The organism is Blastococcus sp. SYSU DS0828, assembly GCF_054050975.1.
Window position 1 is genome coordinate 12,497 of the sequence record NZ_JBJHAK010000029.1, and the last position, 17,446, is coordinate 29,942.

Here is a 17,446-nt window from a genome sequence, read left to right on the forward strand (position 1 = left end):
TCGATGCAGGGGCCCGCGGCGAGCGGAGCGAGTCGTGGGGGGCATCGAGGTCCTTCTACTCGACGGTGACGCTCTTGGCCAGGTTGCGCGGCTGGTCGACGTCGTACCCACGGGTGTCGGCGATCTCGCAGGCGAGCACCTGCAGCGGCACGGTCGTCACCACGGGGGCCATGAGGGTCGGCGTGCGCGGCACCCGGATCAGGTGGTCGGCGAACGGCACCACGTCGTCGTCGCCGTCCTCGGCGATCACGATCGTGCGCGCCCCGCGGGCCCGGACCTCCTGGATGTTGGACACGACCTTGCCGTGCACCGAGTTGCGGCTGCGCGGCGAGGGCACCACGACGACGACCGGGGTGCCCTGGTCGACGACGGCGATCGGCCCGTGCTTCAGCTCGCCCGCGGCGAAGCCCTCGGCGTGGATGTAGGCCAGCTCCTTGAGCTTGAGCGCGCCCTCCAGCGCCACGGGGAACCCCACGTGCCGGCCGAGGAACAGGATGGTGCCCGCGTCGGCGAGCGACCGGCCCAGCGCGCGCACCGGCTCCATCTGCTCCAGCACCTTCTCGACGGCGTCGGGCAGCTGGCGCAGGTCCTCGACGATCGCGGCGATCTCGTCCTCGTACTTGACCCCGCGCACCTGGGCCAGGAAGAGCCCGACGAGGTAGCAGGCGACGACCTGGGCGAGGAACGCCTTGGTCGACGCGACGGCGATCTCGGGGCCGGCGTGGGTGTACAGGACGGCGTCGGACTCCCGGGGGATGGTCGAGCCGTTGGCGTTGCAGATGGCGAGCACGCGGGCCTTCTGCTCCTTGGCGTGCCGCAGCGCCATGAGGGTGTCCATCGTCTCGCCGGACTGGCTGATGACGATGACCAGCGTGGAGCGGTCGAGCACCGGGTCGCGGTAGCGGAACTCGCTGGCGACCTCCACCTCGACCGGGATGCGGGTCCAGTGCTCGATGGCGTACTTGGCGATCAGGCCCGCGTGGTAGCTCGTGCCGCAGGAGACGACGAAGATCTTGTCGATGTCGCGGAGCTCCTGGTCCGACAGCCGGACCTCGTCGAGAACCAGCTCGCCGTTCTCGCCCAGCCGGCCCAGCAGGGTGTCGGCGATCGCCTGCGGCTGCTCGGCGATCTCCTTGAGCATGAACCAGTCGTAGCCGCCCTTCTCGGCGGCGGCGGCGTCCCAGTCGACCGTGTAGGCCGTGGGCTCGGCCGGCGCCCCGTCGAAGCCGGTCACCGTGAGCCCGCGGGTGCGGTCGATCTCGACCACCTGGTCCTGGCCGAGCTCCCGGGCCTCCTTGGTGTGCCCGATGAACGCCGCGACGTCGGAGCCCAGGAAGTACTCGGCCACGCCGTCGGCCGTCTCCCCGATGCCGACCACGAGCGGGCTGCTGCGCCGGGCGGCGACGAGGGTGTCGGGCTCGGCGACGTGGGTGGCGACGAGGGTGAACGCGCCCTCCAGCCGCCGGCAGACCCCGCGCATCGCCTCGGCCAGCCGGCCCGGCCCCTCCGGGGTCGAACCGTAGACGGCGGCGAGCAGGTGGGCCACCACCTCGGTGTCGGTCTCCGACGTGAACTCCACGCCGGCGGCCTCGCACTCGGCCCGCAGCGCCACGAAGTTCTCGATGATGCCGTTGTGGATCACCGCGACGGTCCCGTCACCGGAGACGTGCGGGTGGGCGTTCCGGTCGGTGGGGCCGCCGTGGGTCGCCCACCGGGTGTGCCCGATGCCGATCGTGGCGGCCGGCAGCGGCTCGTCGGCCAGCACCTTCTCCAGGTTGGCCAGCTTGCCGGCCTTCTTCGCCGTGCTCAGCTCACCGCCGGAGACCACGGCGATGCCCGCGGAGTCGTACCCGCGGTACTCGAGCCGGCGCAGCCCCTCCAGGACGACGTCCAGCGCGTCCTGAGGGCCGACGTATCCCACGATGCCGCACATTTCACCGAGAGTACCGGGGACCGTGGCCCGTTCGTCCCCCGCGCGCGACCGGTCCGCCCCGAGGGGTGAGGCCGGATCCAGCCGTCAGCCGACCGCGGCGACGACCTCCGCGAGCCGCTGGGCGACGGCGTCGGCCTGCTCCTGCGTGGGCGCCTCCACCATGACGCGGATCAGCTGCTCGGTGCCCGACGGGCGCAGCAGCACCCGGCCGCTGTCGCCCAGCTCCGCCTCCACCGCGTTGACCGCGGCGGCGACCTCGTCGCTCTCGGCCACGGCGAGGCGGTCGGAGACCGGCACGTTGACCAGCACCTGCGGCAGCCGCTGCACCACCGAGGCCAGCTCCGCCAGCGAGGCGCCGGTGCCGGCCATGCGGGAGAGCAGGGCCAGCCCGGTGAGCAGGCCGTCGCCGGTGGTGGCGTGCTCCAGGAAGACGAGGTGCCCGCTCTGCTCCCCGCCGAGGCTGAGGTCGTGGGCGCGCAAGGCCTCGAGCACGTAGCGGTCGCCGACGGCCGTCGTGCTCACGGTGATCCCGGCGTCGCGCATCGTGTGGTGGAACCCGAGGTTGCTCATCACCGTCGCGACGACCGTGTCGGACTTCAGCGCACCGCGCTCGTGCAGGTCCAGCGCGCAGATGGCCAGGATGGCGTCGCCGTCGACGACGTCGCCGTCGGCGGTGACGGCGAGGCACCGGTCGGCGTCCCCGTCGTGGGCGAGCCCGATGTCGGCGCCGCGCGCCCGGACGGCCTCGACCAGCGGCCCGAGGTGGGTGGAGCCCACGCCGTCGTTGATGTTCCAGCCGTCGGGCGCGCAGCCGATCGCGTGCACCGTCGCGCCGGCCCGCCGGTAGACCTCGGGGGCGGCCGTGGCGGCCGCTCCGTGGGCGGCGTCCACGACGACGGACAGGCCGGTCAGCGGCCGGACGGCCGTGCCGAGCAGGTGCTCGACGTAGGCGTCGGTGCCGTCGTCGAGTGCGCGGACGCGGCCGACCCCGCCGCCGGTGGGGCGGTGGCCGTCGGAGGAGCCGGAGGCGACGGTCTGCTCGATGGCCGCCTCGACGGCATCGGGCAGCTTGTGCCCGCCCCGGCTGAAGAGCTTGATGCCGTTGTCGGGCATCGGGTTGTGGCTGGCCGAGATCATGACGCCGAGATCGGCGCCGCTGCGGCCGGTCAGCCAGGCCAGCGCCGGCGTGGGGACCACCCCGGCGAGGAGCACCTCGGCTCCGGCGCTCGTGAGGCCCGCGACGACCGCGGCCTCGAGCATCTCCCCGCTGGCACGGGGGTCGCGGCCGACGACCGCGACGGGACGCGAGGTCCCGTCGCGGTCGGCGAGCACGCCTGCGGCGGCGCGTGCCACCGAGAGGGCCAGCTCCGGCGTGAGGTCGGCGTTCGCCCGACCCCGGACGCCGTCGGTGCCGAAGAGTCTCCCCCCCATGGCCGACGCAGCCGTGCCGGTCAGCGCTTGGAGTACTGAGGCGCCTTGCGGGCCTTCTTGAGCCCGTACTTCTTGCGCTCCTTGACCCGCGGGTCACGGGTCAGGAAGCCGGCCTTCTTGAGGGCCGGGCGGTCCTCGCTCTCGACCTCGATGAGGGCGCGGGCGATGGCCAGGCGCAGCGCGCCGGCCTGGCCCGTGACGCCGCCACCCTTGAGGAGGCCGACGACGTCGTACTGCTCGGCCTTCTCGAGGGTCACGAACGGCTCACGGATGAGCTGCTGGTGCACCTTGTTCGGGAAGTACTCCTCGAGGGTGCGGCCGTTGAGCTTGAACTGGCCGGTGCCGGGGAGCAGCCGCACGCGGACGACTGCCTCCTTGCGCCGGCCGACGGTCTGCACCGGACGCCCCTCGGCGTCGGTCACGGTCAGTGCGCTGGTCACTGGGCCACCTGCTTGATCTCGTAGGTCTGGGGCTGCTGCGCGGCGTGCGGGTGCTCCGGGCCGGCGTAGACCTTGAGCTTCTTGATCATCTGCCGACCGAGGCTGTTGTGCGGCAGCATGCCCTTGATCGCGCGCTCGATGACGCGGTCGGGGTGCGTGCGCAGCTGGTCGCCCACGTTGATGGTCTTGAGGCCACCCGGGTGGCCGGAGTGCCGGTAGGCGCGCTTGTCCTCGCGCTTGGACCCGGTCAGGGCGACCTTGCCGGCGTTGACGATGACGACGAAGTCGCCGACGTCCACGTGCGGGGCGTACTGGGGCTTGTGCTTGCCGCGCAGGAGCTGCGCGGTCTGGCTGGCCAGTCGACCGAGCACCACGTCCGTGGCGTCGATGACGTGCCAGGCCCGGGCGACCTCGCCGGGCTTGGGGGTGTACGTGCGCACGGCGCGCGTCCTCCGTCGTCGTCGGGATGGCTGGTGGGATCGCCTCGCCGAGCACGGGAGACGGTTCTGCACGCGCGGCACCAGCCGGCACGCGCGCCAACCGAGCACGATACCAGTCGAAGGACCTCCGTCCTCCTCACCCCTCGCAGGCTCGGGGCGAGCCTCTGGACGGGGGCCGTTCCAGCGTGTCACCGGGACCCTGGACGGGGGCCGCTGACGGCCGGTTACCGGACTTCGCGCAGCCGCCCGGTGTCGACGTCGTAGACCGTCCCCCGCACCTCGCGCGACAGGAGGTAGGGGCAGTCCCGCAGCAGCCGCATCGACTCGCGGACGTCGGCGTCGACGTCGGTGAACGTGCGCGCCGACCACGGGGGACGGCGGCCGGTGGCCTGCTCGACCCGGTCGGCGAAGTCGACGTCATTGCTCTTCTGCAGCCCGCAGTCGGTGTGGTGGACCAGCACGATCTCCCGGGTGCCGAGCAGGTGCTGCGAGATGGTCAGCGACCGCACGGTGTCCTCGGTGACGACGCCGCCGGCATTGCGGATGACGTGCGCGTCACCGACCTCCAGACCCAGGAGGGGGAACAGCGGCATCCGGGAGTCCATGCACGCCACGACGGCGACCTTCCGGGCCGGGGCCACCGGCTTGCTGCCGGGGAACCGCTCGGCCCACTCCGCGTTCGCTTCGAGCATCCGGTCGATCTCAGCCACGACCGGACGATAACCGGACTCCCAGGCGTCCGCGCTCGCGGGCGACCACGTCGGCCAGCACCGCCGGGTCCAGCGCCGGCCTGCCCCCTGCCTGCGAGACCGTCGCGGCCGCCGCCGCGGCGGCGAGCCAGGCCGCGTCCTCGGGGCCGCCCCTGCCGAGCAGCGCGGCGACGAGCGCCGCCACCCACACGTCCCCGGCTCCGGTCGGGTCGACCGGCGCCTCCCCGAGCAGCGGCACGACGAGCTCGCCATCGGCCCACGCCGGGTCGACCTCGCGCTCCCCCGCCGCGACGCCGAGGGCCGGTCCGGACCGCCAGGCCACCAGGTCGCCCTGCTTCCCCACCGCCATCGCCACCAGCCGGGGGCCCGCCGCCAGCAGCTGCGCCGCGGCGTCGCGGGCGTCCTCCACACGGGGCAGCGGGCGGCCGACCAGGAGCTCGGCCTCGGTGGCGTCGGCCCGGACGACGTCCGCGCGGGCGAGCACCGCCTCCCTCGTCGCCGGGTCCTCCGCGGCGCCGTCGGCCACCACGAAGGCCGTCCGGGGGACGCGCGCCAGCGCCGCGCGCACCGCCGCGCCGGGCTGCTGCAGCTGCAGGCTCAGCACCTGGCAGGCCGCCAGCTGCTCGGCCGCGCCGGCCACGTCGGCGGGGGTCAGCAGCGCGCCGGGCGGCACGTCCTCGACCAGCCGCCGGCGGCCGCCGTCCTCCACCAGGTCGAGCAGCAGCGCGGTGGGCGTGCCCGGCCGGGTGACGACGCCGGAGACGTCGATCCCGTCGGCGGCGGCCTGCGCCCGCACGTCGCGTCCCGCGGCGTCGTCGCCGACGACGCCGACCAGCGCCACCGGGACGCCGAGCTGGGTCAGCGCGACCGCCTGGTTCGCCCCCTTCCCGCCGAGCAGCTCCCGGCGCCCCGTGGCCGGGGCCGACCCACCGGCCGCGGGCACCCGCGAGAGCCGGAGCACCAGATCGCGGCCGATCTGGCCCAGCACGACGACCGCTGCCATCCACGCGCCCCCTTCCACCGCCGGTGGCGGGCACGCGGCGATGGGCGAGGATGTGCCCCGTGCGCACGGTCGAGGAACACCAGTCGGTGGTGGACGCCCTGCTGCCCGCCCTGCCCGAGGAGACCGTGCCCCTGTCGGCCGCGCACGGTCGGGTGCTGGCGCGCGACGTCGTCGCCGAGGTGCCGCTGCCGGGCTTCGACAACTCGGCGATGGACGGCTACGCCGGCCGGTGGGCCGAGCTCGCCGGCGACGACGGCGGCCCGGTCCGGCTGCCGGTGGCCGAGGACATCCCCGCCGGGCGCACCGACGTCGTCCCCCTGGCGCCGGGCACCGTCCACCGCATCATGACCGGGGCCCCGCTGCCCCCGGGGGCCGACGTCGTCGTCCCCGTGGAGCTCACCGACGGGGGCACCGACGTCGTGGAGATCCGCGACCGCCCGCCCGCCGGGAGCCACCTGCGGGCGGCCGGCGAGGACATCACCGCAGGCACCGTCGCCCTCCCCGCCGGGGCCCCGCTCGGCGCCGCCCAGCTGGGCCTGGCCGCCGCGGTGGGGGTTTCGGAGCTGGTCGTCCGGCGCCGGCCGCGGGTACTGGTCCTCTCCACCGGCAGCGAGCTCGTCGCACCGGGGCAGCCGCTGGCGCGGGGGCAGATCTACGAGTCCAACTCGGTGCTGCTGGCCGCCGCGGTCGAGGAGGCCGGCGGCATCCCCCGGCGACTGCACTTCGTCCCCGACGACGTGGACCAGTTCCTCGCCACCGTGCGGGCGGAGCTGGCGACGGCCGACCTGCTGATCACCAGCGGCGGGGTGAGCGCCGGCGCCTACGAGGTGGTCAAGGACGCCTTCCGCACGCTCGGCACCGTCGAGTTCGGCAAGGTCGCCATGCAGCCCGGCGGGCCCCAGGGCGCCGGCACGGTCGACGGCGTCCCCGTGGTCACCCTCCCCGGCAACCCGGTGAGCGCCTTCGTCTCCTTCGAGGTGTTCGTCCGCCCGGCCCTGCGCCGGGCACTGGGGCACAGCTCGCCCGCCCGGGTGCGGGTACCCGCCCGGCTCGCCGGCCCGCTGCGCTCCCCCGCCGGTCGCCGGCAGTACCTGCGCGGCCGCTACGAGGGCGGGGAGGTCTCCCAGGTCGGCGGCCCCGGCTCCCACCTGGTCGCACACCTGGCCCGGGCCAACTGCCTGGTCGTCGTGCCCGAGGACGTCAGTGAACTGCCCGCCGGCGCCTCCGTGGACGTCGTGCTGATCGAGGGAGCGCTCCAGTGACCGGACCACGCCTCACCCACGTCGACGAGTCCGGCGCCGCCCGGATGGTCGACGTCTCCGCCAAGGCGGTCACCGCCCGGGAGGCCACCGCGGCCGGCCGGGTGCTGGTCAGCGCCGAGGTGGTCGACCTGCTGCGCGGGAAGGGCGTCCCCAAGGGCGACGCCGTCGCCGTCGCGCGGATCGCCGGCATCGCCGGGGCCAAGCGGACGCCGGACCTGGTGCCGCTGTGCCACCCGATCGCCCTGCACGGCGTGACGGTGGACGTCGAGGTCGCCGACGACGCGGTCGAGATCACCGCCACCGCCCGCACCGCCGACCGCACCGGGGTGGAGATGGAGGCGCTCACCGCGGTCACCGTGGCCGGGCTCACCATGATCGACATGGTGAAGGCGGTCGACCCGCGGGCGACGATCACCGACGTCCGGCTGCTGCGGAAGTCCGGCGGCAAGAGCGGGGAGTGGACCCGGTGACCGCCGCGCTCCCGGCCGGCGCGCGCGCCGTCGTACTCACCGCCTCGAACCGGGCCGCGGCCGGCGTCTACGAGGACCGCAGCGGCCAGGTGCTCGCCGCCGGGTTGCGCGAGCTGGGCTTCGCGGTGGAGGGGCCGCACGTGCGGCCCGACGACGCCGCCGAGCTGGAGGCCGTGCTGCGCAACGCGGTGGACCTCGGCGTCGACCTGGTGGTCACCACCGGCGGCACCGGCCTCTCCCCCACCGACGTCACCCCCGAGGCCACCCGGGCGGTGCTCGAGCGGGAGGCGCCCGGCATCGCCGAGGCGGTCCGCCGGTACGGCGCCGAGCACGGGGTCCCCACGGCGGTCCTCTCCCGTGGGCTGGCCGGCACCGCCGCGCGCACGCTGATCGTCAACCTGCCCGGCTCCACCGGCGGGGTGCGGGACGGGCTCGCCGTCCTCGGCCCGCTGCTCCCGCACGTGGTGAGCCAGCTCCGCGGCGGAGACCATGTCTGACGTCGTCCTCCGGACGACACCGCGGCCAGGAGCCGTGCCCCAGCTGCGCTGAGCGTGTCCCTCCCTGCGTCGCGGGAGCCTCCGGCCCCCACTCCTGCGGTCATCTCGCGGGGCGCGCAAGGCCCGTGCAGGTGGCCGCGTCAGTCCAGTGCGATGCGCTCCTGGTGGGTGTAGACGTTGCAGCCGTCGCCACGGAGGAAGCCGACGAGGGTGATGCCGACCTCGCGGGCCAGCTCCACGGCCAGCGACGACGGCGCGGAGACCGCCGCCAGCACCGGGATGCCGGCCATCGCCGCCTTCTGGGTCAGCTCGAAGCTCGCCCGGCCGCTCACCATCAGGACGTGCCCGGCCAGCGGCAGCCGGCCGGCCCGCACGCCGTCGCCGATCACCTTGTCCACCGCGTTGTGCCGACCGACGTCCTCGCGCAGCGCGAGCAGCTCGCCGTCGGCGCCGAACAGCCCGGCGGCGTGCAGGCCACCGGTCTTGTCGAACACCTGCTGCTGGGCGCGGAGCCGGTCCGGCAGCGCCAGCAGGGCCGCCAGTGGGAGCCGCAGGGTGTCGGCGGCGACGTCGAAGGAGGTCTTCGTGCGGATCGCGTCGATGCTCGCCTTGCCGCAGACCCCGCAGGAGCTGGACGTGTAGAAGTTCCGCTCCAGCCCGGTGTCGGGCATCGGCACGCCGGGCGCCAGGTCGACGTCCACGACGTTGTACGTGTTGCGCCCGTCCGCGTCGACCGAGTCGCAGTAGCGCAGGCCCGCGACGTCGTCGGCGCCGCGGATCACGCCCTCGGTCGCCAGGAAGCCGTGCACCAGGTCGAAGTCGTCGCCGGGGGTGCGCATGGTGATCGCCAGCGCGGTACCGCCCAGGCGGATCTCGAGCGGCTCCTCCGCGGCGACCGTGTCGGGCCGGGTGGTGTGCTGCGCGCCGCGGATGCGCAGCACCGGGGTGCGGCTGGTGACTCGTCCCACGCGGAGGACGGTACCCATGCCGTGGGCCTACCGTGTCGGCGTGGACCCGCTGCCCCCGTACTCGGCCGTGGTGCTGGCCGGTGGACGGGCCGAGCGGCTTGGCGGGCAGGCCAAGCCCCAGCTGCGCGTGGGCCGCCGGTCGATGCTGACGGCCGTCCTCGACGCCGTCGGCGACGCGCGGCAGCGGATCGTCGTGGGGCCGGCGCAGGAGGTCCCGGGCGATGTCCTCCTGACCCGCGAGGCGCCGCCCGGCGGTGGGCCCGTCGCGGCGCTGCGGGCCGGGCTCGCGGTCGTGGACACCGCCGTCGTCGTCCTCCTCGCCGCCGACCTGCCGTTCCTCACCGCCCACCTGGTCGCGGAGCTGCGCCGACGCCTGCGCCACGACGGTGTCCTGGTGGTCGACGACACCGGTCGCGACCAGCTCCTGCTCGGCGCCTGGCGCACGGCTGCGCTGCGCGCCGCCGTGGCCGCGCCGGACTGCCCTCGCGCCCTGCACCGGGTGGTCTCCGGGCTCGCCGTCGACCGCTTCTCCCCGCCGGTGGCACCCGGCCGCCCGGCGCCGTGGCTGGACTGCGACACCCCCGAGGAGCTGGCGCGCGCCCGGGCGGTAGCCGGCGCGCCCCCCGGGTAGGGCGTGGGCATGCGCATCGTCATCGCCGGGGCCCACGGGCAGGTCGCCCGCCGCCTCGGCCGTCTCCTGTCCGGCCGCGGCGACACCGTCGTCGGGCTCGTCCGCAATCCCGATCACCGGGCCGACCTGGAAGCCGATGGCGTGACGCCGGCGGTGATCGACCTCGAGTCGGCCTCGCTCGAGGAGGTCGCCGAGGTGCTGCAGGGCGCTGACGGGGTCGTGTTCGCCGCGGGCGCCGGGCCGGGCAGCGGGGCCGCCCGCAAGGACAGCGTCGACCGCGGAGCGGCGGTGCTGCTGGCCGACGCCGCCGAGCGGGCGGGGGTGCGGACCTACCTGCTCGTCTCCTCCATGGGGACCGACCTGGTGGCCGGTGGCGCCGCGCCCGACGGCGTCGACGAGGTGTTCGCCGCCTACCTGCGCGCCAAGCTCGCCGCCGAGCAGAACCTGCTCGCCCGCCCCGCCCTCGCGGTCACGGTGCTGCGGCCGGGCGGCCTGACCGACGATCCCGGCACGGGCCGGGTCACCCTCGACCGGCACGTGGAGCGCGGCGAGATCCCCCGCGACGATGTCGCCGCCGTGCTGCTGGCATTCCTCGACTCCCCGCGCGACGGAGCCGTGGTGGAGCTGGTCTCCGGCACGACGCCGGTCGCCGAGGCGGTCGCCTCCGTCCCCTGACGCGGCCTTCCGCCCGGCGACGCTTGGTGGTACATCTGTATCACCAACGCCACCGAGGCAGGAGCCGCCATGCCCACCAGGACCGCCCGCCCGTCCGCGTTCACCAGCGATGCAGCGCGGAACAGGTTCCTCGTGCGCTACGACGAGGTGCTGGACCGGGTCTGGCCGGTCCCGGTCGATCCGGTCGACCTGCCGACCACGGCGGGCACCGTCCGGGGATACCGGGCCGGCCCGACCGGCAGCGCCCCGGTCGTCCTGCTCAGCGGCGCGGGTGGCAACGCGATCGGCTGGTACCGCGCCGTCGCCGCGTTGAGCTGGCAGCACCCGGTGCTGGTCGTGGACACACCCGGTGAGCCCGGCCGCTCCCGGCAGACCGCGCCGCCGGCCGACGGGCCGGCGCTCACGGGCTGGCTCGAGGAGGTGCTCGCCGGGGTCGGGGCCCGTGGCGCCCACCTGGTGGGGTGCTCCTACGGCGGCTGGCTGGCACTGGAGCACGCGCGGGTGCAGCCGGGGCGGATCTCCGCGGTGACGCTCGTGGACCCGGCCGGCCTCCAGCCGCTGACCGGCCGCTTCTACCGCTGGGTGGTCCTCGGCGGGATGGCCGCCGCACTGCCCCGGGGACTGCGCCACCGGGCGGCCCGGCGCCTGGTGAACGGCACGCTCGCCGACGACGACCTCATGGCCCTGGTGTCGGCATCCATGGCCTTCCGGCGCCGGCTCCCCGCCCCCTCGCCGTGGTCGGACGACGAGCTCGAGAGCGTCGCCCCGCCGGTGCAGGTGCTGATCGGCGAGCGCAGCACCATCCACGATGCCACCGCGGTCGCCCGCCGCCTGTCCGCCGTACGGCCGGACTGGCGCGTGGAGGTCGTCCCCGGCACCGGCCACGCGCTGCAGGTCGAGGTTCCCGAGCTGGTGGCCGACCGGGTGCTCTCCTTCCCCCCATCCGTGAGCTGCCCACGCGCGGAGGCCTGATGCCCAGGCGCGTCGACCACGGCGAACGGCGGGCACACATCACAGCGGCTCTGCTGCGCATCGCGAGCAGCCGCGGCCTGCAGGCGGTCACCATGCGGGAGGTCGCCGCCGAAGCGGGGGTGTCGCTGCGCCTGGTGCAGTACTACTTCACCGACAAGCGGACGCTGATGCGGGCCGGCCTGGACGAGCTCGCGGCGCGGTTCGACCGCCGGGTCCGTGAGCGCGCCACCGCGCACGGTGCCGGCCTGCCACCGCGGCTGGCCCTCGAGGTCGTGCTCGGCAGCATCCTGCCCACCGACGAGTCGAGTCGTGCGGACCGCATGGCGTGGACGGCCTACTTCGCCGCAACGCTGACCGACCCCGGGCTGCTGGAGGGCACCACCGACCACCCGGATGCGCTCGCCGACCTGCTGACCGGGTACGTCGTGCGCGCGCAGCAGAGCGGAGATGTCGACGCACAGCGGGACGCCCGCATCGAGGCGGCGAGCCTGCTCGCCCTGGTGAACGGCCTCAGCGACAGCGTGCTCGGCCGGCAGCGGGACGCCGAGGACGCGCTGGCGATCCTGGGCTACCGCCTGGACCGGCTGTTCGACGGCCCGGCCGTCAACCCCGGCGCGCCCGGGTGACCTGGGCACGGGCGGCGAGCTCGGCATCGGGCGGGTAGTCGACGGCCAGCAGCGTCAGGCCGTGGGCCGGGGCGACCGGCACCTCGCTGGACCGCTCGGAGCGTGCCAGGAGGCTCGCCGGCCAGTCGAGCGGGCGCCGCCCCTCACCCACCGCGATCAGGCCCCCCACGAGGCTGCGCACCATCGAGTGGCAGAAGGCGTCGGCGGACGCATCGATGCGGAGCACCTCGACGCCGGCGTCCTCCACGGCCCTCGAGACCTTGAGCCGCAGCAGGGTGCGGATCGTCGTCGCCCCCTCGCGGCGCCTGCAGAAGGCCGCGAAGTCGTGCTCACCGAGGAGCAGCCCCGCCGCGAGATCCATGGCGGTGGCGTCGAGCCGACGCGGCCAGGCCACCGTGTCGTTCCGGCGCAGCGGCGGCGGACCCGCCGGGTCGTCGGTCAGCCGGTACGCGTAGTGGCGGGCCAGCGCACCGAAGCGCGCATCGAAGTCCGGGGGCGCCTCGGTCACCGACCGGACCACCACGTCCGACGGCAGGATGCCGCGGAGCCGCCGGACCAGCTTGGCGGCCTGCTCCTGCCACACCCCCCGCGGGACGTCGCAGTGGACGACCTGACCGGTGGCGTGCACGCCGGCGTCGGTGCGGCCGGCGACGGTGAGGTCGACGTCGCGGCGGAGCACCGTGGCCAGACCCCGCTCCAGCTCGTGCTGGACCGTGCGCATCGCCGGCTGGCGGGCCCAGCCGTGGAAGCCGGTGCCGTCGTACTGCACGGCCAGCCGGAGACGGACGAGCCCGCCACCGGAGTCGGTGGCGGGCTCGTCCGTGCGCTGCTGATCGCTCAGCGGCACGTCACTTCGGGTCCGGAGCGGCGTCGCCGCCCTGGTACTGCTGGCTCGCGGTCGCGGCGTCCCCGAGCTCGGCGGCCTCGACCTCCGCCGCCGCGGCCCGGGCCACCTCGGGCGAGAGCGCCGGGTCGTCCACCAAGGCCGCGTTCTCGCGCTGCGGCTCGGGCGTCACGTCACCGTCGTCCTGCCGGTCGCCGTCGGGGTTGTAGACGTCGGTGACGATCTCCTGCGCCTCGTCCGTGACGCTGCCGTCGGTCACCGCGGGCGAGGTGTCGCCACCGGGACCGGTGGTCTCACCCTGGAACGTCGCCCCCTGGTCGCCGCCACCGGCGGACACGCCGGCCGCGCCGGCGCCCGTCACGTCCTCGGGCGAGCTCATCGGGCGTCCGTGTCCTCGGCGTCGGCGGCGGTCTCGCCGGCCGCCTCCTCGGCGACCTGGTCGGCCGCCGCGTCCTCGGCGACGGAGGTCTCCGCGGCAGCGGACTCGTCGACCGGGGTCTCCTCGGCGTCGGCGGTCTCGATCGCGTCCGCGGTGACCTCGCCGGTGGCAGCGGCCGCGCCGGCGCCGGTGGCGAACTGGGTGCCACGGGCGCGCTCGGCCTCGCCGACGGCCTGCTGGCCGACGGTCAGGGCCTCGACCAGCTCGATGACCGCCATCGGGGCGTTGTCGCCCTTGCGGGGACCGACCTTGGTGATGCGGGTGTAGCCACCGGGGCGGTTCTCGTAGCGAGGGCCGATCTCGGCGAACAGGGTGTGGACGACGTCCTTGTCACGGATGGTCGTCATCACCTGACGACGCGCGTGCAGGTCACCGCGCTTGGCGAAGGTCACCAGCTTCTCGGCCAGCGGACGCAGCCGCTTGGCCTTCGCCTCGGTGGTGGTGATCCGCCCGTGCTCGAACAGCGAGGTGGCCAGGTTGGCCAGCATCAGCCGCTCGTGCGCGGGGGAGCCGCCGAGACGGGGGCCCTTGGTGGGGGTGGGCATGTCGGTCCTTCCTCAGGCGGCCGGGCGCTCGCTGCCGGCTGCATCCGTGGTGGTGCTGTCGTCCTTGCTGCGGTGGTGCTGCACTGCTCGTGGCGTCAGTGTGGCGTGCCCCGAGCGGCCCCGCTGCAGGGGCCCACCGCGGACGTGCCGGCGGCGGGGTGCAGCGGGGCCCTTGCTCAGAGCTGCTCGGTCTCCTGGTAGGAGCCCTCGTCGTACTGCGCCTGGTCGTAGCCGGCCGCGTACTCGCCCGTGCCCTGGTAGGCGTCGGTCTCGTAGCCCTCGTCGTAGCTCTCGATCGAGGTGGGGATGAACCCGGGCGGGCTGTCCTTGAGCGCCAGCCCCATGGCGGCCAGCTTCATCTTGACCTCGTCGATCGACTTGGCCCCGAAGTTCCGGATGTCGAGCAGGTCGGCCTCGGAGCGGGTCACGAGCTCACCGACGGTGTGCACGCCCTCGCGCTTGAGGCAGTTGTAGGACCGGACGGTGAGGTCCATGTCCTCGATCGGCATCGAGAAGTTGGCGATGTCGGCGGCCTCGGCCGGGCTGGGCCCGACCTCGATGCCCTCGGCGTCGATGTTCAGCTCGCGCAGCAGCCCGAAGAGCTCGACCAGGGTCGACCCGGCCGAGGCGATCGCGTCCCGCGGGGCGATGGAGGGCTTGGTCTCCACGTCCACCACGAGCCGGTCGAAGTCCGTGCGCTGCTCGACGCGGGTCGCCTCGACGGCGTAGGTGACCTTGCGGACCGGCGAGTAGATCGAGTCGACGGGGATGCGGCCGATCTCCTGGCCCGGCTGCTTGTTCTGCGGGGCCGGCACGTAGCCGCGGCCGCGCTCGACGACCAGCTCGACCTCCAGCCGACCCTTGCCGTTCAGGGTGGCGATGTGCAGCTCGGGGTTGTGCACCTCGACGCCGGCCGGCGGCGCGATGTCCGCGGCGGTGACCTCACCCGGGCCCTGCTTGCGCAGGTACATGGTCACCGGCTCGTCGGAGTCGGAGCTGACGACCAGGCTCTTGAGGTTGAGGATGATCTCGGTGACGTCCTCCTTGACGCCCGGCACGGTGGTGAACTCGTGCAGGGTGCCCTCGATGCGGATGCTGGTGACAGCGGCACCGGGGATGGACGACAGCAGCGTGCGCCGCAGGGAGTTGCCGAGGGTGTAGCCGAAGCCCGGCTCGAGCGGCTCGATGATGAACCGCGAGCGCTGCTCCGAGATGGTCTCCTCGGTCAGCGTGGGGCGCTGTGCGATGAGCATTGGGTGTCTCCTTCAGGTCCTCCGGCACCCGCCATATGACGCCGTGAGGGGGTGGTGCTGGCCCCGGCGGACATCTGTCCGTCCGCCGGGACCGGTGGTGCTGGAACGGCCCTGTCGCAGGGGCCCGCCGCGCGCGGAGCGTGTGGCGGGGTGCGACAGGGTCCTTCTACTTCGAGTACAGCTCGACGATCAGCTGCTCCTGGACCGGGGTGTCGATCACCTGACGGGCCGGGATGCCGTGAACGAGCACGCGGAGCTGGGTGCTGATGACCTCGAGCCACGGCGGCACGGGGCGCTCGCCCGCGCGGGCCTGGGCCACCTCGAACGGCATCATCGTGCGCGACTTCTCGGCGACCTCGATGATGTCGTTCTCGCTGACCCGGTACGACGGGATGTCGACCTTGCGGCCGTTCACCCGGATGTGGCCGTGGCGCACCAGCTGGCGGGCCATGTCGCGGGACTCGGCGAAGCCGGCCCGGTAGACCACGTTGTCCAGCCGCGACTCGAGGATCTGCAGCAGGACCTCACCGGTCTTGCCCGTCTTGCGGTTGGCCTCTTCGTAGTAGCCGCGGAACTGCTTCTCCAGCACACCGTAGATACGGCGGGCCTTCTGCTTCTCGCGCAGCTGCAGCAGGTACTCGCTGTCCTTGCTGCGGCCCCGGCCGTGCTCGCCCGGCGGGTACGGCCGGATCTCGATCGGGCACTTCGGGGACTCGCACTTGCTGCCCTTGAGGAACAGCTTCATCTTCTCGCGCCGGCACATGCGGCAGTCGGCTCCGGTGTAACGGGCCACGTCTATCTACCTCTTCGTCTCGTCAGTGGCCGGTCAGACCCGGCGGCGCTTCTTGGGGCGGCAGCCGTTGTGCGGCTGCGGGGTGACGTCCTGGATCTGCCCCACCTCGAGGCCGGTGGCCTGGAGCGAGCGGATCGCGGTCTCCCGGCCGGAGCCGGGGCCCTTCACGAAGACGTCCACCTTGCGCATGCCGTGCTCCTGCGCCTTGCGGGCCGCGTTCTCGGCGGCCATCTGCGCGGCGAAGGGGGTCGACTTGCGGGAGCCCTTGAAGCCGACGTGGCCGGCGGAGGCCCAGCTGATCACGTTCCCGCTGGGATCGGTGATCGAGACGATCGTGTTGTTGAACGTGCTCTTGATGTGCGCAGCACCGTGAGCGACGTTCTTCTTCTCCTTGCGGCGGACCTTCTTGGCGCCGGCCGCGGCGCGAGCCCTGGGAGGCATGAGTCTGTCGAGTTCCTTCTCTTCGTGGCCTAGAGAGGCAGCACGCGTGCGCGCCGACGCTCCCCCCTCACGGGATCTGCGGCGACGCGCTCTCGCGGCTTACTTCTTGCCGGCCTTCTTCTTGCCGGCGATGGTCTTGCGCGGGCCCTTGCTCGAGCGCGCGTTGGTCTTGGTGCGCTGACCGTGCACCGGGAGGCCACGGCGGTGCCGCAGACCCTGGTAGCAACCGATCTCCACCTTGCGACGGATGTCGGCGGCCACCTCGCGGCGCAGGTCACCCTCGACGCGGAAGTGCTCGTCGATGTAGTCGCGGAGCTTCAGCAGGTCCTCGTCACTGAGGTCCTTGGCGCGCAGGTCGGGGTTCACACCCGTCGCGGCCAGGGTCTCCTTGGCGTGGTGCTTGCCGATGCCATAGATGTAGGTGAGCGCGATCTCCATCCGCTTCTCGCGGGGCAGGTCGACGCCAGCCAGTCGTGCCATGTTCAGGTACTCCCTCAGCCCTGGCGCTGCTTGTGCCGGGCGTTGTCGCAGATGACCATGACCCGGCCGTGCCGGCGGATCACCTTGCACTTGTCGCAGATCTTCTTCACCGACGGCTGGACCTTCACCGGTGCCGCCCCTCATTCCTCGAAATCGATGTGCCCGGACCGCGCACGCCGTGCGGGTCCGTGACGGTCACTTGTAGCGGTAGACGATGCGACCGCGCGTCAGGTCGTAGGGCGAGAGCTCCACGACCACGCGGTCCTCGGGCAGGATGCGGATGTAGTGCTGCCGCATCTTGCCGCTGATGTGGGCGAGCACCCGGTGCCCGTTCTGCAGCTCGACCCGGAACATCGCGTTGGGCAGCGGCTCGACGACGCGACCCTCGACCTCGATGGCCCCGTCCTTCTTCGCCATGCCCTACACGCACTCCTTGACTCGGTGGTACTGGTTCCTTCGCGCGGCCGCGCCGGTGACCGGCTGGACGCGCTCGGGACTTTGCAGATCGGGTGGTGCCGGCGCTCTCGCAGAGGGCGCTCTGCGTCATGCGGCCACAGCACGACGACAGAACGGCGCTAGCGCCACAGAAGATC

General features: G+C 73.8%; 23 protein-coding genes. 7 read left to right on the plus strand and 16 right to left on the minus strand.

The genetic code is table 11. From position 1 onward, the window contains the following. Positions 1–55 precede the first annotated feature (55 nt). From glmS to ACI79Q_RS18440, 6 genes are all read right to left on the minus strand, one after another. On the minus strand, positions 56–1,933 hold the full coding sequence (glmS, locus tag ACI79Q_RS18415) for a glutamine--fructose-6-phosphate transaminase (isomerizing) (RefSeq protein WP_456615154.1): 1,878 nt from the start codon (positions 1,931–1,933) through the stop codon (positions 56–58). An 84-nt stretch (positions 1,934–2,017) separates the two neighbouring features. Continuing rightward, positions 2,018–3,364 (minus strand): phosphoglucosamine mutase, encoded by a 1,347-nt coding sequence (gene glmM / locus ACI79Q_RS18420; protein ID WP_456590424.1) that lies wholly within the window; start codon positions 3,362–3,364, stop codon positions 2,018–2,020. A 20-nt stretch (positions 3,365–3,384) separates the two neighbouring features. Further along, positions 3,385–3,804, minus strand: coding sequence for a 30S ribosomal protein S9 (gene rpsI / locus ACI79Q_RS18425; RefSeq protein ID WP_456590425.1), 420 nt, complete (start codon positions 3,802–3,804; stop codon positions 3,385–3,387). After that, positions 3,801–4,244 (minus strand): 50S ribosomal protein L13, encoded by a 444-nt coding sequence (gene rplM, locus ACI79Q_RS18430; RefSeq protein ID WP_456590426.1) that lies wholly within the window; start codon positions 4,242–4,244, stop codon positions 3,801–3,803. Before rplM ends, rpsI begins: the two co-directional genes overlap by 4 nt. Before the next feature lie 224 nt (positions 4,245–4,468). Beyond that, a complete protein-coding gene (locus ACI79Q_RS18435; RefSeq protein WP_456590427.1) occupies positions 4,469–4,954 on the minus strand; it encodes a beta-class carbonic anhydrase in 486 nt (161 codons plus the stop codon). Then, positions 4,947–5,957: a PfkB family carbohydrate kinase gene (locus ACI79Q_RS18440; protein ID WP_456615155.1), complete on the minus strand. Its 1,011-nt coding sequence runs from the start codon at positions 5,955–5,957 to the stop codon at positions 4,947–4,949. The genes ACI79Q_RS18435 and ACI79Q_RS18440 overlap by 8 nt, the downstream gene beginning before the upstream one ends. Positions 5,958–6,007: 50 nt before the next feature. On the opposite strand from ACI79Q_RS18440, the gene moeA reads away from it, so the two are divergent. The 3 genes from moeA to ACI79Q_RS18455 are packed head-to-tail and all read left to right on the plus strand — an operon-like array spanning position 6,008 to position 8,186. Further along, a complete protein-coding gene (gene moeA, locus ACI79Q_RS18445; protein WP_456615156.1) occupies positions 6,008–7,219 on the plus strand; it encodes a molybdopterin molybdotransferase MoeA in 1,212 nt (403 codons plus the stop codon). Next, the gene (moaC, locus tag ACI79Q_RS18450; protein ID WP_456590430.1) at positions 7,216–7,689 is read left to right on the plus strand and encodes a cyclic pyranopterin monophosphate synthase MoaC; all 474 of its coding nucleotides are present in this window, start codon (positions 7,216–7,218) and stop codon (positions 7,687–7,689) included. The genes moeA and moaC overlap by 4 nt, the downstream gene beginning before the upstream one ends. Continuing rightward, entirely contained in the window at positions 7,686–8,186 is a 501-nt protein-coding gene (locus tag ACI79Q_RS18455) for a MogA/MoaB family molybdenum cofactor biosynthesis protein (protein WP_456590431.1), read from the plus strand. Before moaC ends, ACI79Q_RS18455 begins: the two co-directional genes overlap by 4 nt. A 140-nt stretch (positions 8,187–8,326) precedes the next feature. Here the strand turns inward: ACI79Q_RS18455 and fdhD are convergent, their stop codons facing one another. Next, positions 8,327–9,154: a formate dehydrogenase accessory sulfurtransferase FdhD gene (gene fdhD / locus ACI79Q_RS18460; RefSeq protein ID WP_456590432.1), complete on the minus strand. Its 828-nt coding sequence runs from the start codon at positions 9,152–9,154 to the stop codon at positions 8,327–8,329. A gap of 40 nt (positions 9,155–9,194) precedes the next feature. On the opposite strand from fdhD, the gene mobA reads away from it, so the two are divergent. The 4 genes from mobA to ACI79Q_RS18480 all read left to right on the plus strand — a co-directional run bounded on the left by mobA (position 9,195) and on the right by ACI79Q_RS18480 (position 12,058). Continuing rightward, positions 9,195–9,785, plus strand: a complete 591-nt coding sequence (mobA, locus tag ACI79Q_RS18465) for a molybdenum cofactor guanylyltransferase (protein ID WP_456590433.1) — start codon at positions 9,195–9,197, stop codon at positions 9,783–9,785. A 9-nt stretch (positions 9,786–9,794) separates the two neighbouring features. Then, entirely contained in the window at positions 9,795–10,460 is a 666-nt protein-coding gene (locus ACI79Q_RS18470) for an NAD(P)H-binding protein (protein WP_456590434.1), read from the plus strand. A gap of 69 nt (positions 10,461–10,529) precedes the next feature. Next, positions 10,530–11,432, plus strand: coding sequence for an alpha/beta fold hydrolase (locus ACI79Q_RS18475; RefSeq protein ID WP_456615157.1), 903 nt, complete (start codon positions 10,530–10,532; stop codon positions 11,430–11,432). After that, complete coding sequence (locus tag ACI79Q_RS18480) at positions 11,432–12,058, plus strand: TetR/AcrR family transcriptional regulator (protein WP_456600091.1); 627 nt, start codon at positions 11,432–11,434, stop codon at positions 12,056–12,058. Before ACI79Q_RS18475 ends, ACI79Q_RS18480 begins: the two co-directional genes overlap by 1 nt. Here the strand turns inward: ACI79Q_RS18480 and truA are convergent. The 9 genes from truA to infA form a co-directional block, all read right to left on the minus strand. Beyond that, complete coding sequence (gene truA / locus ACI79Q_RS18485; RefSeq protein ID WP_456615158.1) at positions 12,036–12,905, minus strand: tRNA pseudouridine(38-40) synthase TruA; 870 nt, start codon at positions 12,903–12,905, stop codon at positions 12,036–12,038. The two genes, ACI79Q_RS18480 and truA, sit on opposite strands and share 23 nt — an antisense overlap. 1 nt (position 12,906) lies before the next feature. Beyond that, on the minus strand, positions 12,907–13,281 hold the full coding sequence (locus tag ACI79Q_RS18490) for a hypothetical protein (protein WP_456590438.1): 375 nt from the start codon (positions 13,279–13,281) through the stop codon (positions 12,907–12,909). Next, complete coding sequence (gene rplQ / locus ACI79Q_RS18495) at positions 13,278–13,886, minus strand: 50S ribosomal protein L17 (protein ID WP_456590439.1); 609 nt, start codon at positions 13,884–13,886, stop codon at positions 13,278–13,280. Before rplQ ends, ACI79Q_RS18490 begins: the two co-directional genes overlap by 4 nt. Positions 13,887–14,062: 176 nt before the next feature. Next, positions 14,063–15,139, minus strand: coding sequence for a DNA-directed RNA polymerase subunit alpha (locus ACI79Q_RS18500; protein ID WP_456590440.1), 1,077 nt, complete (start codon positions 15,137–15,139; stop codon positions 14,063–14,065). A 166-nt stretch (positions 15,140–15,305) separates the two neighbouring features. Then, positions 15,306–15,932: a 30S ribosomal protein S4 gene (gene rpsD, locus ACI79Q_RS18505; protein WP_456590441.1), complete on the minus strand. Its 627-nt coding sequence runs from the start codon at positions 15,930–15,932 to the stop codon at positions 15,306–15,308. Positions 15,933–15,965: 33 nt separating this feature from the next. Continuing rightward, positions 15,966–16,373 carry a 30S ribosomal protein S11 gene (rpsK, locus tag ACI79Q_RS18510; RefSeq protein WP_091319594.1) on the minus strand — a complete coding sequence of 136 codons (408 nt, stop codon included), beginning with the start codon at positions 16,371–16,373 and terminating at the stop codon, positions 15,966–15,968. Between the two features lie 99 nt (positions 16,374–16,472). Continuing rightward, positions 16,473–16,853 (minus strand): 30S ribosomal protein S13, encoded by a 381-nt coding sequence (gene rpsM / locus ACI79Q_RS18515; protein ID WP_456590442.1) that lies wholly within the window; start codon positions 16,851–16,853, stop codon positions 16,473–16,475. A 14-nt stretch (positions 16,854–16,867) separates the two neighbouring features. Next, a complete protein-coding gene (rpmJ, locus tag ACI79Q_RS18520) occupies positions 16,868–16,981 on the minus strand; it encodes a 50S ribosomal protein L36 (protein ID WP_012950458.1) in 114 nt (37 codons plus the stop codon). A 67-nt stretch (positions 16,982–17,048) separates the two neighbouring features. Then, complete coding sequence (infA, locus tag ACI79Q_RS18525) at positions 17,049–17,270, minus strand: translation initiation factor IF-1 (RefSeq protein ID WP_012950459.1); 222 nt, start codon at positions 17,268–17,270, stop codon at positions 17,049–17,051. Positions 17,271–17,446: the final 176 nt, after the last annotated feature.

Bases quoted from the DNA above. Each gene is read 5' to 3' on its own strand.
- glmS (WP_456615154.1), bottom strand. From the start codon at position 1,933: ATGTGCGGCATCGTGGGATACGTCGGCCCTCAGGACGCGCTGGACGTC.
- glmM (WP_456590424.1), bottom strand. From the start codon at position 3,364: ATGGGGGGGAGACTCTTCGGCACCGACGGCGTCCGGGGTCGGGCGAAC.
- ACI79Q_RS18440 (WP_456615155.1), bottom strand. From the start codon at position 5,957: ATGGCAGCGGTCGTCGTGCTGGGCCAGATCGGCCGCGATCTGGTGCTC.
- moeA (WP_456615156.1), top strand. From the start codon at position 6,008: ATGTGCCCCGTGCGCACGGTCGAGGAACACCAGTCGGTGGTGGACGCC.
- ACI79Q_RS18470 (WP_456590434.1), top strand. From the start codon at position 9,795: ATGCGCATCGTCATCGCCGGGGCCCACGGGCAGGTCGCCCGCCGCCTC.
- ACI79Q_RS18475 (WP_456615157.1), top strand. From the start codon at position 10,530: ATGCCCACCAGGACCGCCCGCCCGTCCGCGTTCACCAGCGATGCAGCG.
- ACI79Q_RS18480 (WP_456600091.1), top strand. From the start codon at position 11,432: ATGCCCAGGCGCGTCGACCACGGCGAACGGCGGGCACACATCACAGCG.
- ACI79Q_RS18490 (WP_456590438.1), bottom strand. From the start codon at position 13,281: ATGAGCTCGCCCGAGGACGTGACGGGCGCCGGCGCGGCCGGCGTGTCC.
- rplQ (WP_456590439.1), bottom strand. From the start codon at position 13,886: ATGCCCACCCCCACCAAGGGCCCCCGTCTCGGCGGCTCCCCCGCGCAC.
- ACI79Q_RS18500 (WP_456590440.1), bottom strand. From the start codon at position 15,139: ATGCTCATCGCACAGCGCCCCACGCTGACCGAGGAGACCATCTCGGAG.
- rpsK (WP_091319594.1), bottom strand. From the start codon at position 16,373: ATGCCTCCCAGGGCTCGCGCCGCGGCCGGCGCCAAGAAGGTCCGCCGC.
- rpsM (WP_456590442.1), bottom strand. From the start codon at position 16,853: ATGGCACGACTGGCTGGCGTCGACCTGCCCCGCGAGAAGCGGATGGAG.
- infA (WP_012950459.1), bottom strand. From the start codon at position 17,270: ATGGCGAAGAAGGACGGGGCCATCGAGGTCGAGGGTCGCGTCGTCGAG.